Source organism: Tumebacillus algifaecis (assembly GCF_002243515.1).
Taxonomy (GTDB): Bacteria; Bacillota; Bacilli; order Tumebacillales; family Tumebacillaceae; genus Tumebacillus_A; species Tumebacillus_A algifaecis.
Genome location: NZ_CP022657.1, coordinates 1,436,347 through 1,449,093, shown reverse-complemented (window position 1 = coordinate 1,449,093; position 12,747 = coordinate 1,436,347). Strand labels below are relative to the sequence as shown.

Annotated in this window: 5 protein-coding genes; 1 reads left to right on the top strand and 4 read right to left on the bottom strand. The window is 55.2% G+C overall.

Annotated elements, in window-relative coordinates; translation table 11 throughout:
• Nucleotides 1–2: 2 nt before the first annotated feature.
• The 3 genes from CIG75_RS06610 to CIG75_RS06600 form a co-directional block, all read right to left on the bottom strand.
• The gene (locus CIG75_RS06610; protein ID WP_094235924.1) at nt 3–3,335 is read right to left on the bottom strand and encodes a non-ribosomal peptide synthetase; all 3,333 of its coding nucleotides are present in this window, start codon (nt 3,333–3,335) and stop codon (nt 3–5) included.
• Complete coding sequence (locus CIG75_RS06605; RefSeq protein ID WP_172844422.1) at nt 3,332–8,785, bottom strand: non-ribosomal peptide synthetase; 5,454 nt, start codon at nt 8,783–8,785, stop codon at nt 3,332–3,334. The genes CIG75_RS06610 and CIG75_RS06605 overlap by 4 nt, the downstream gene beginning before the upstream one ends.
• Before the next feature lie 412 nt (nt 8,786–9,197).
• On the bottom strand, nt 9,198–10,145 hold the full coding sequence (locus CIG75_RS06600; protein WP_094235922.1) for a GHMP family kinase ATP-binding protein: 948 nt from the start codon (nt 10,143–10,145) through the stop codon (nt 9,198–9,200).
• 267 nt (nt 10,146–10,412) lie between these two features.
• Here CIG75_RS06600 and CIG75_RS06595 point away from each other — a divergent pair, with 267 nt between their 5' ends.
• Nucleotides 10,413–11,657 carry a DUF418 domain-containing protein gene (locus CIG75_RS06595; RefSeq protein WP_094235921.1) on the top strand — a complete coding sequence of 415 codons (1,245 nt, stop codon included), beginning with the start codon at nt 10,413–10,415 and terminating at the stop codon, nt 11,655–11,657.
• Nucleotides 11,658–11,916: 259 nt separating this feature from the next.
• On the opposite strand, the gene CIG75_RS06590 is transcribed toward CIG75_RS06595, so the two are convergent.
• A complete protein-coding gene (locus tag CIG75_RS06590) occupies nt 11,917–12,684 on the bottom strand; it encodes a DUF4931 domain-containing protein (protein ID WP_094235920.1) in 768 nt (255 codons plus the stop codon).
• Nucleotides 12,685–12,747: the final 63 nt, after the last annotated feature.

Genomic DNA, 12,747 nt, shown 5'->3' with positions numbered 1-12,747 from the left:
TCTTACTTCCCCCTGCCTTTTGATACTTGCTTGCGGCGGTTGATCACATCTTTTTTGGAAAGCGCACGCGCCTGCGATTCCTCCGCCTGTCCTGCCGTTTTTGCCGATGCTTGCTGAGAGGTCAAAAATTGAGTCAGCGTATAGACCGTCGTGTGACGGAACAGTTCAACGATCGAAAACTGAGTCCGCAGTTTATCCTGAATGCCTTCATGCACCTTGATCAATAAGAGCGAATGTCCACCAAGATCAAAAAAATTATCATGGATGCTGATCCGCTCCACTTGTAGCACCGCTTGCCACACCCCAAGCACGATCGCTTCCGTCTCGTTTTGTGGTGCAACATAGTCTGTGTCGCTCCCTCTTGCCGCTTGCGGATGGGGCAGCGCTTGACGATCAACCTTGCCATTGACGGTCAGCGGCAGTGCATCGAGCAAGACGATCGCCGAGGGCAGCATATACTCGGGGAGCTTTGATTTCAGTTGTTCGCGCAGTTCCTGTGCCGTGATAGCACCGCTTTGCTCAGGCACCACGTACGCTACGATACGCTTATCGCCCGGCTCATCTTCGCGCACGATGGCCACCACCTCGCGAAGCGCAGGCTGTGCGGCGAGCGCTTGCTCGATTTCACCGAGCTCGATCCGAAACCCGCGCACCTTGACCTGATGGTCGAGGCGGCCGAGGTACTCCAAAGTCCCATCTGGCAAACGGCGCACAAGGTCGCCCGTTTTATACAGCTGCCCTGTTCCGTACGGGTTCTGCAAAAAGCGCTCAGCGGTCAGTTCCGGACGGTTTAGATAGCCGTGTGCCAACCCGTCTCCGCCAAGGTACAACTCGCCCGGCACACCGACCGGAAGCGGCTGTAATCGAGAGTCCAGCACGTAGGCCACCGTGTTGGCGATCGGTTTGCCGATCGGGATGTTCGCCACATCGATCGCTAGGTCGTACACTTGCTGACAGACCGCGAAAGTGGTGCTCTCTGTAGGGCCGTACCCGTTGAGCAAGTGTTGCGGTGCTCCGTGCATGATCACTTCGCGAATCCAGCGTGCGTCGAGCGCTTCGCCGCCGACGAGTAGATGGCGTAGGCCTGAAAACGCGTCGGGAAACACCGCTGCGATTTGATTGAACAGCGCAGCCGTCATAAACATCGCCGTGATCCCTTGCGCTTTTAGCTCCGCAGCAAACTCTTTGGGTGTCAGCGCCACATCTTTGGTCACGCCGACCAGTTTGCCTCCATTGACCAGCGCACCCCAGATTTCAAAGGTCGCCGCGTCAAATGAAGAGTTCGACACCTGCCCGACCACATCGCTTGCGTCAAGTTGCGCATAATCGGTGTTGCAGACCAAGCGGTTGATCGCGCGATGCGGGACGAGCACACCTTTGGGCACCCCGGTCGAGCCGGATGTATACAGCACGTAGGCGAGCTGTTCCGCGTCGGTCACTGGTGCCAAATTGTCTGTGCGCTCCGCCGCGATCGCGGCATGGTCGCGGTCAAGACAGATCGTCTGCACGCCGTTTTGTGGCAAGCGCTCCAGCAGATGCGCTTGCGCTACGATCACAGAAAGCCCGGTGTCGCGCTGCATGAACGCCAAACGCTCGGCAGGGTAAGCCGGATCGAGTGGAACATAGGCCCCTCCCGCTTTTAGAATACCGAGCATCCCGATCACCAGATCGTGCGATCGCTCGACGCAAAGACCAACGAGAGCATCAGGTCTGACGCCATGTTGACGCAGGTGGTGAGCGAGTTGATTCGCCCGCGCATTCAGTTGGGCATAGGTCAATTCCGTTCCGTCAAAAAGAGTCGCTACCGCATCCGGCCGCTTTTCAGCCTGTTCTTCCACCAGTTGGTGGACGCAACGGTCCTGCGGATACGGTCTCTTCGTGTCATTCCACCCCTGCAACTCCTGCTCCAACTCCGCATCGGTCAGCATCGGCAGTTCGACCACCGACAGCTCCGGACGGATGACGATGCCTTCCAAAAGCGTTTGCAAATGTCCGGCCATCCGCTCCACCGTCGCCGCTTCGAACAGGTCGAGGTTGTATTCGAAGTTTCCTTTGATGCCGTCCGCCCCATCTTCGACATAAAGCGTCAGGTCAAATTTGGCTGTGCCGTTCAGCACTTCACTGTGCGTCAGGGTAAGGCCGCCAAAGTGCAGTTCCTCATGCGGCGAGTCAAGGAAGTTAAACATCACTTGGAACAGCGGACTGCGACTGGCATCGCGCATCGGTTGCAATTCTTCGACCAGTTTGTCAAACGGCAGGTCCTGATTGGACATCGCTCCGGTCGTCGTCTCCTTGACGCGGCGCACCAGTTCGGAAAACGTCGGATCGCCAGTCAAGTTGGCACGCAGGACCAAGGTGTTGACGAAAAAGCCGAGCAACCCTTCCGTCTCGCGCTGACTTCTCCCGGCAAACGGGGCTCCGATGAGCAGGTCTTCCTGTCCGCTATAGCGGGAGAGCAGCACAGAAAACGCGGCGAACAAGGTCATGAACAGGGTGACATCTTCCTGCTGACTCCAGGCTTTTAACCGCTTCGCCAGCTCATTTGACAGCGAAAAGGCAACGTTGCCGCCACGGTCGGTCTTCAGCAGTGGTCGGGGACGATCGACAGGCAGGTCGAGCACGACCGGCGCACCGGCGAGCGTTTCCTTCCAGTAGTTGATCTGCTGTTGGTACCCTGCGCCTTTCAGCCACTCCTGCTGCCATTCGGCGTAATCCCCATATTGCAAGGGCAACACGCCGAGCGGCGATGGCTCACCTTTGGCAAACGCTTCGTACAGCGCAGACAGTTCGCGCAGCAGAACGCCCATCGACCAGCCATCGAAAACGATGTGGTGCAGGGTGAGCAAAAGGGTGTGCTTTTCCTCCCCCGTCTGCAACAGCACCGTGCGCAGCAGCGGCCCCTCGGTGAGCGAAAACGACCTTTGCGCCTCTGCCATCGCCAAGCGACCAACATCTGACGGTTGAACCGGCAACACGTGCATCGTCACAGCCTGCTTACTGTTGACGACCTGCACCGTCTCCCCGTCCTGTGTAGCAAAAGAGGTGCGCAGAATCTCATGGCGCTCGCTGATCTCCTGCAGGGTATCACGCAACAGATCCACATCGAGCGGGCCATGCAGTTCGATCAGATACGGCATGTTATACGTCTTGCTGTTCGGCTCCATCTTGTCGAGAAACCACAAGCGCTGCTGGCTGGACGACAAGCGTGCCGGACGCTGGTCCGAACGCTTTTCGATGCGCGCGATTCCCGAGGCGGAAATTCCTTCCTCTTGCAGCATCTTGTCGAGTAGCGCTCGCTTCTCTTTTGACATCGCAAACTTCGAAACCCGGCTCATTTCTCCGCCTCCATCATCATCTGTACTTCAAGTTCCGACATGTCGGATAGCTGAAGCAAAAGCTCTGCCGTTTTTTCGATACGCTGTCGCTCCTGCTCATTTTGCAACAGGACTCCAGTCAGCCCTTCGACAGTCGGTGCGTCAAACAGCGCCTTGACCCCAAGTTCCACGTCCAACGCCTCGCAGATCTGTGAGATCACTTGCATCGCGAGCAAGGAGTGGCCACCGAGTGCAAAAAAGTTGCTCGTCACGCCGACTTGCTCCACTTCCAACAAATCCGCCCAGATCACGGCGATCACCTCTTCGACAGCACCACGCGGGAGCACGATCACTTCGCTCATTGCTTCAATGTCCGGTTTCGGCAGCGCTTTGCGATCCACCTTGCCATTGGCGGTCAAAGGAAAAGCTTCCAGCACGATCATCTGTGCCGGCACCATATAGTCGGGCAACCGAGCGCGCAAATGGGTCTGCAACGCGCTCCTTTCGACCGCTTCGCAAGCGACCACATAACCGATCAGACGGTTCTCCTGCACCATCACAACCGCGTCGGTCACCGCCGGATGCTTGAGCAATTCGACTTCGATCTCCCCAAGCTCGATGCGGAAGCCCCGCAGTTTGACCTGATGATCGATGCGCCCTGCATACTGCAACGTTCCATCGGCCAATTGCCGCGCCAAGTCGCCCGTTTTATACAAGCGTCCAAAGGACGTCTCAACAAATTTTTCTGCGGTCAAGTCCGGGCGGTGCAAATAACCGAGGGCCAGTCCTGCGCCACCGATGTACAGTTCGCCTGTCACACCAACTGGTACGAGTTGTTGTGCTTCATCTAACACAAGGGTTTGCACGTTGGCCACTGGTCGGCCGATCGGCACCAGTTCTGACGTGTCGCGCGAACAGACGTGGAAGGTCGCATCGATGCAAGCTTCTGTCGGTCCATACAGATTGACGAGTTCGGCTGGCAACAGCGCATAAAATCGCTTGACCAGTTCTGCGCTCAGTGCCTCACCCCCGCAGAACACTCTCTTCAGCGCGCCACAGGCGGCAAACTCCGCTTCGCCAAGCAGCATCGTCAGCATTGACGGTACCACTTGTAGCACGGTCACGTTATGCTCCTGCATCACGCGGATCAGGTAGCGGGCATCGAGGTGTCCACCCGGTTCGGCCAGCACCAAGCGACCCCCAGCGAACAAGGGTGCGTAAAACTCCCAAACCGATGCATCAAAGGAAAAGGACGTTTTTTGCAAAACGGCATCGGTTGCGTCCAAGGGGAACTCTTCCTGCATCCACAGCATGTGGTTACAAATCGCGCCATGCGGCACGACCACCCCTTTTGGCGTTCCTGTCGAGCCCGATGTGTAGATCACATAGGCGGCGTCCTGTGCTGCGACTGCGACCTGCGACGCTTCATCCGTATCTAGGGATGTAGCATCCTCGATCTCTTCCAGAGCGAGGACCTGTGCGTCCACTTTGTCGAACCTCTTTTGCAACCTAGATTGGGTGAGTAATATGCTCGCACGCGAGTCTTCCAACATGAAGGCAAGGCGTTCCTGCGGATACTCGGGATCGAGGGGAAGATAGGCACCGCCCGCTTTCAACACGGCGAGCAAGGCAACGACCATCTCCACCGATCGCTCCATACAAACGGCGACGATGCCGATCGGGGCGGTTCTTACCTGCAACAGGTAGCGGGCGGTGCGATTGGCACGATCGTTCAACTCGCGGTAGGTCAACACCGTTTGACCCGCGACCAGAGCGACCGCGTGTGGTGTGGTTGCCACTTGTCGTTCGAACAGCTCATGCAAACGCAGATCGGTGTCATCAAAATCGCGGTTGGTGCTGGCGGCGAGTGTGTGCTGCCATGTAAGCTCTTCTGCCGTCAGCAGTGACAATTGGGCAACTGTCCGCTCCGGGGCGGCACAGACGCTTTGCAACAGGGTGACAAAGTGTCCCATCATGCGTTCAACCGTGCTTTCCTCGAACAGATCCAGACTGTATTCGAACGTCGCGGAAAGCCCCTCCGCCTCCTGCATCAGCAGGAGCGAAAGGTCAAATTTGGCCATCCCGTTGTCGATCTCAGCAGGTTCAAGCGTGAGACCGGGCAGTTCCAGCGCCAGTTTGGGCGAGTTTTCAAACACGAACATCACTTGGAAAAACGGAGAGTGCGATCCGTCGCGCTCAGGACGCAGTGCTTCGACCAACTTTTCAAAGGGCACATCCTGATTGGCAAAGGCGCCCAATGCGGTCTGGCGCACCCGTGCGATCAGGTCTCGAAAGGGAAGCGTGCCCACGACCTCGGTCCGCAGCACCAGCGTGTTGACGAAAAAGCCGATCAGCCCTTCGGTCTCCGCTCGGTTGCGTCCGGAGATCGGGGTGCCGACGAGCACATCTTCAAGCGCTGTGTAGCGATGGAGCAATGTTTTAAAGGCGCTTAGCATCGTCATATACAAGGTTGCGCCCACCGATTGGCTCAAGCTCTGCAGGGAGCGAACCAGATCGGCAGACAGCATCATTCGCTTCGTACCGCCTCGAAAAGATTGAACAGCAGGTCTTTGACGATCAGCAGGCAATTGCAACACCGGAAGTTCGCCGCTCAGCTGTTCCTTCCAATAAACGAGCTGTTTGTCCAACACGTCAGCTTCCAGCCATTCGCGGTGCCAACTGGCATAGTCGCCATATTGCACTGGCAGTTCTGGGAGCGGTGAAGCTTGTCCCTCGACAAACGCGGTGTAAAGCGCCGCAAACTCCCTGCGCAACACTTCAAGCGACCATCCGTCCGAGACGATGTGATGCATGTTGAGCAAAAGCACATGATCTGCTTCTGCGACACGCAACAGCTGTGCCCGAATAAGCGGGCCTCGCTCCAGATCAAACGGTTCCGCCGCCTCGTTTCGCAGGTCGTCCCAAGTCACACATTTTCTCAATTCAACAGACTTTGCCGCCGCAACGACTTGCATCGCCTGCCCAGCCAAATCCACAAACACTGTGCGCAGTGCCTCATGCCTCCGCACCACTTCTGACAACGCTTGCTCCAGCGCTGTCACATTCAACTCCCCGCGAAGCCGCAACGCCAGCGGTAAATTATACAGCGCACTCCCCGGCTCCAATCGATCGAGGAACCACAACCGCTGCTGCGCAAAAGAGACGGGAGCAAGGGCTTCCCCCGCTCTGTGCGGGATCGGCCTCAACTCGCGGTTCGGAAGTTCAGTCCGACCCTCAACGCTGTGTTCGGCATTTGCTGATCGACCAGCGTTCTGACCAGTAGCACTCCCGATCTCGCTCCCATTGGATACATTCGGTTCATCACCCGCCGAATGTAGTCGGGCACTGTCGGCCGTCTGGCTCCGTGTGACAGTTTCGGCAAGCCGCGCGACCGTCTGTGCTTCCAGCACATCGGCAAGCGACAACTCCACGCCTAGCGCCGCACGGACACGGGACAAAATCTGAGTCGCCAACAGCGAATCTCCACCTAATTCATAGAAGTCGTCGTAAATGCCGATCTCTGCAATCCCTAACATCTGCCCCCAGATCCTGGCGATCAGCACCTCCGTCTCAACGCGCGGGGCCACATAGTCCGCACGGAGTTCAGGACGGCCAGCTGTCGGCGCAGGGAGCGCTTTTTTATCGACCTTGCCGTTTGCGGTCAGCGGCAGAGCGTCGATCTGCACAAACACCGCCGGAATCATATACTCGGGGAGCCGCTCTGCCAAAAATGCCCGCCACTCGGCGATGCTTACCTGCTCCTGCCCGCTTAGCACCACATAGGCGACCAAACGCTTCACACCCGGTACATCCTCACGCGCAAAGATCGCACAACTGCGAACCGCCGGATGCTGAAACATCGCCGTCTCGATCTCGCCCGTCTCAATCCGAAACCCACGAATCTTCACTTGACTGTCGATCCGGCCTAAAAATTCGATCTGCCCATCCGGCAGATAGCGCGCGAGATCACCCGTCTTATACAATCGATCGCTTGGCACGAACGGGTGCGCGACAAACGCGTCTGCCGTCAACTGCTCGTTGCGCCAATAGCCGCGAGCCAACCCGTCACCGCCCGTATAAAGCTCGCCCGGCACACCAACAGGAACTGGTTGCATCCTTTTGTCGAGCAGATACACCGTCGTGTTGCTGATCGGGCGTCCGATTGGCACCGAGGTCCCGACATCTTCCGCCTTGCGCATCGGATAACAGCAAGTGAACGTCGTGTTTTCGGTCGGACCATACCCGTTGAGCAAGACGATTCCGTCCAGTTCCCGCAACACCTTTTGCACATGCGGCACCGAGAGAACATCGCCGCCCGCCAACAGATAGCGGACACCGCGCAAATCTGGCAAACGGTGCTCCACCATCTGATGGAACAAACCGGCTGTCAACCACAGCACGGTCACAGCTTGCTCGCGAACGACTCGTCCCAACTCTTCCAAGGACAACGCCCCGCTTGGCATCAGCACAACCCGCGCACCGTTCAGCAAGGCCCCCCAAATCTCCAGCGTTGCCGCATCGAACGACACCGCCGCCGCTTGCAAAAACACTTCCTGTGGCCCGAACTGCAGATAATTGGTATCGCGGACCAAGCGCACTACGCCGCGCTGTGGAACGGCCACCCCTTTCGGTCGTCCCGTCGAGCCTGACGTGTACATCACATAGGCGAGCGACTCTGCGGTGGCCCGACAAGGCGGATTTTCTGCAACTTGACCTGCCAAGTCTTCCAAACAGAGCACGACCGCATCATGTGCCGGGAAGACCTGAGCGATCTGGCGCTGTGTCAGCAACACCGTCGTCTCCGTGTCGGACAACATGTAAGCCAAACGCTCCTTAGGATAGGCTGGATCGAGCGGTACGTAAGCCCCGCCAGCCTTCAAGATGCCAAGCATTCCTACGATCATCTCCACCGAGCGCTCCACGCAGATGGCGACGAGCACATCGGGCCCGACCCCGGGCACACACAGCGCTTGTGCCACCCGGTTCGCCCGCTCGTTTAATTGGCGATAGGTCAACTGCTCGCCCGCATCGACTACCGCCACTGCATCTGGCGTGCGCGTAGCCTGCTCTTCGAATAGCTCCTGAATCGACTGCTCACGCGGATAGGCGGTACCGGTCTCGTTCCACGTAAACAACACCTTTTCACGCTCTGCTTCGGACAGCCAAGGACCGTCCAAACTCGCTTTCCACGCTGCGGTCATCGCCGTAGAACCTGCTCCCGCAAGCTCCTGTTCATAGCCCGCAGCCACTGCCAACAGCAGGTCCTGCAAGTCCTCATACGCATCGATTGGCACCAGCAAGCAGAGCAGGTGCTCCTCCTTGCCCAATGTACACAAAATCGCCTGCAAACTCTTTTGCTGCGTGCCGATCTCATCGATCGCTTCACGCAACCGTGCTTCTTGTTGATTGTCTGGCAAACCTTGAAGGTTTAGCGTCCGCAGTTCCCAATGTTGATCCGCGATCAACTGCAAGCGCAAACCAACCTTTCGCAAATTGCTCTGTAAACATTCGACATGGAGAGCCCCCTTGAGGAGCATCGTCATAGGAAGGGTCATGCGGAGAATGGAAGGAAGAGGAAAGAAAGAGAATTGAGAGAGTTCAACAAAGGAAAACATTTTAAACCACCCTCTTTCAATCGAAGTGATCAACCGTCAAGCAGGATTATCAGTACCGATCCTGACAATCGGGATTGTACTTTTAGTGAAAACATAATTCGTTGATTTTGAATTCTTTAGATCGGTAAAACCCTTATTAAATAACAGAATTGTAGCACACCTCGTGGCGCATATCAATTAACACTTCGTTCTCATTTGAACACTTCAACATCACGAAAAATCAAAGAGCGGGCCCAGTCCAAAGACTGTACCCGCTTTCGTGAATAAATTATTTTTTAGACTCGCCCACCTGAAAACGACAGGTGATCTCAAAGCCCCATTCGATTAGTTTGGCGCTCGCTTCGGCCATCTTTTCATCGAGCAACGCTGTGCCAGGATCAAAGATAAACCCGCCGACCGTGCCGCTGTGCGCCATCTGCAACCCGACCGAATCGATTTCTTGTGCCAACTTTTGCATATCATCAAATCGAAGCTTAGGCAGATAGAACTGGTTAATTTCTGAGCTTTCTGTCGCGACCTGTCCGAGCAGCTTGGCATCTTGCAATTGCACAGCTTGGCGCATGATGTCGCGCAGCTTTACAAAGCGGTCAATCTCGTGCATGTTGTAGTTAGCTGGTTCGAAGGCAAGCGTATCCACCCCATTGCTGTTCGGCTCCGTATTAAATCCGAGCACCTCAAACGACGGAAACTGCCCGCCAAAATCTTCGATCACCAAGCCGTCGCGCTGTGCAAACAGCACCGCTCGGTCGATAAACATGATCGAATCGGCCGCCGTCTCCGATTCGACTGCCAACGCTCCAACGTGCTCCTCCGTCAGTTCGATCTCCAACGCATCAGCCACCGCCATGATCGCTGCGACAACGTCACCCGTTGACGAGCCTAAGCCCCAACCTTCCGGAATATCGCTGTCTACGATCAAGCGACCACCGACTTTCAATTCTTTCAAATGATCGAGCGTCACGCGCACCGCCCGCAACGCTTTTTTCTTAAAAGCCGGTTCGACGGTCAGCATCCCGCTGCCATCCGGAACAAAATGTGCCCCGGCTTGATAGCGGTCACATGGCAGCGTGACCAGCCCGCGCCGCAGGGTACCGTCACGATCGTAAAACTTCCCTTGCAAAATCTCGCCGTGATGACAGATTGCCAAACCGTAGCCCGCTTTCGAATAAGCGTTCGTTTTCCCATTCGTCGAGTCTTTAAAACGCGTCTCCTGCATGTTCCACCTCCGCTAGCCGACTTGGTTCACTCCTAATCCGTTACTTCAGTTCCGAATATATTTATTGATTATCATTCACTGTTCATTTTTCTAAATTTCATTATTGCCTGCCAAAAAAAAATATTCTTACTCATATATATTACAACATAATTCTTCCTGTAAAGTAGAAAACAGAAAAATGTACCTAATATTTTTTCAACTTTTGTCATTTCTGAAACATTTCGTGAAAATTTTCCGACTATAACCATCGAAAGGGGAACCTCAGCTATGATCGAACAGTCAACAATCAATCCGATTCAACCTGAACAGCGAACGCTGGAACTTGATGTGATCCGCGGATTTGCTATCTTCGGAATCCTGATCGTAAATATGCAGTTCTTTTCCAGTGCCTATGTCTATCTGTTACGAAATCGGATCACGCTCTGGCCTGATGAAGGGGACAAGCTGGCCAAGCTGTTGATCGACCTGTTTGCAGCCGGCAAATTTTATACGATGTTTTCCTTTTTATTTGGGATCGGCATGATGATCTTTCTGGAGCGGGCCCGTCAAAAAGGAAAGCGTGGATTGCGTCTGTTTTTGCGCCGAGTCACCATCTTGCTATTCTTTGGCATCCTTCATGCCTTCTTCATCTGGTCGGGTGACATTTTATTCGAATACGCGGTGCTTGCCTTTCTCCTCGTCCTGTTCGAACGGGCCCGACCGTGGTTCGTGTTGCTGTCCTCGTGTTTCTTTCTGCTGCTGAGACCGGTGCTGACCTATTTTGACGCCTACCAAAAGATCACCATTCCGCTTTATAAAGCGTCAGGACTTGGCACCCAATTGTTCGATCCATCTGGTCTGCTCGAACAAGCGAACTACGTCTTTTCATCCGGTAGCTATGGTGAACAGATTGTACAGCGCCTCACCGATTTCGTCTATCAGTACGGTACCTTCTGGGCGCTGTTTCCGATCGTCTTCGCCATGTTCTTGTTGGGAGTCTATGTGGCGAAAAAGCGCATCTTCCACGATGTTGCGAGCAACATGCGGCTGATCCGCTCCGTCTGGATCGGTTCCTTGATCGTCGCCCTGCTCTCCTACTCCATCAAAGCGGAACTCTACACCACGAATCTCCATTCCTTCCGCTACCTGTACGGCCAATGGATCATCTCGCTCTTTGATCCGGCCCTTTGCCTCTTTTATGTCACCTCACTGCTCCAACTGCTACAAATTCAGTCGGTGCGAGTCAAGTTGGCGCCGCTGGCAGCGGTCGGTCGGATGGCGATCTCGAACTACCTGGCTTCCTCGCTGATCTGCACGACGATCTTCTATTCATATGGCTTTGGGCTGTTCAACAAAGTCGGCCCGGCCAAAGGTCTGTTGCTCGCCTGCTTGATCTACCCACTGTTGATGGTCGGCTCGATCGTTTGGCTGCGCTACTTCCGCTACGGCCCTGTCGAGTGGCTCTGGCGGTCGCTCACCTATGGCGAACTGCAACCGATGCGTTTGGAACGACCCCACCAAACCAACTCGTAAGCACAACATGAAAACAAACCGCTTCGTCCCTCTTGGCTAAACAGCAGGAAGCAATCTCCTTTCTGCTCAAGCAAGAGGGATTTTCATTTCTATTCAGATGTCTGTCGCGATTTCGGTCGAGCTTGCTAGCATGTAACGAAAACCAATCCTGATTCATGGCAAACTAAGACACTGTTCAAGTAATCAAAAGGTGGGCCGATAACAAAAAAGCCCGGCTGCTTGCCGGGGCGATGGTCACACGTGCATGGTGCTTTTTCCCTTAAAAATACAACCTTTTGATCTCGTCTACCACATCGTCGATCCGATCGGCCACCTGCGGAATCGCAAAGCCGATAAAGATGGGGGAGGCCACAAAGCGCGGCATGATCTTGACGGCGATCTGCCCGTTCAGCCGATAGAAAAACAGGTTGTACGATGTGCAGGACTTATGGAAATGATGCATCAGATAATGAGCGGCCGTCTGGATATAGTCGGACATCGTGTCGATCTGCTCGCGGTCTGACAACAGCACGTTCAATTCATAAAACCCGACCTTCGGCTTCGTCGAGATGTTCAGTTCGACACCCGGTTCGGCTGCAATCCGGATTCCCTCAAACTGATCTTGGCTGACATGCTCCAGATAATCAACCTTCTTCAAACCGACGATCTGCATGTGTGGATGACGAATCGTTCCGCCCGAATGCGGGCCATGACTTTTGAACATCACCACCGAGCGGTAATCGCCACTCTCCTCCAGACGTTCCCATTCCCGCACAGCGAAGCGCATCAAGCGGTGCAGATGTTCACGCTTGTAGGTCGATAGTTCGGAGAGGCACTCATCCGTTTCGATCAGCACGGTCTGAAGCGTATCTTGCAGCACCGGATATTTGTTCTTGAGCAACAGCATCGGTGCGTCTTCCGCCAAAATGTCGGTCAGCGACTCCCGGTCGCAAAAGGGGCAGACAGTCTCCCGATTGATGATGCTCTCCGGCTTTTGCTGGCCAATTTTCATCATAAATTGCAAATGCGTCTCCGTCGAATAAGCCATCCTCCATCACCCAACTTCACCATTTTCTCTCATCATACCCTGCCAAAGAGCGGCGGACAAGCA

Bases quoted from the DNA above. Each gene is read 5' to 3' on its own strand.
- CIG75_RS06610 (WP_094235924.1), bottom strand. From the start codon at position 3,335: ATGAGCCGGGTTTCGAAGTTTGCGATGTCAAAAGAGAAGCGAGCGCTA.
- CIG75_RS06600 (WP_094235922.1), bottom strand. From the start codon at position 10,145: ATGCAGGAGACGCGTTTTAAAGACTCGACGAATGGGAAAACGAACGCT.
- CIG75_RS06595 (WP_094235921.1), top strand. From the start codon at position 10,413: ATGATCGAACAGTCAACAATCAATCCGATTCAACCTGAACAGCGAACG.
- CIG75_RS06590 (WP_094235920.1), bottom strand. From the start codon at position 12,684: ATGGCTTATTCGACGGAGACGCATTTGCAATTTATGATGAAAATTGGC.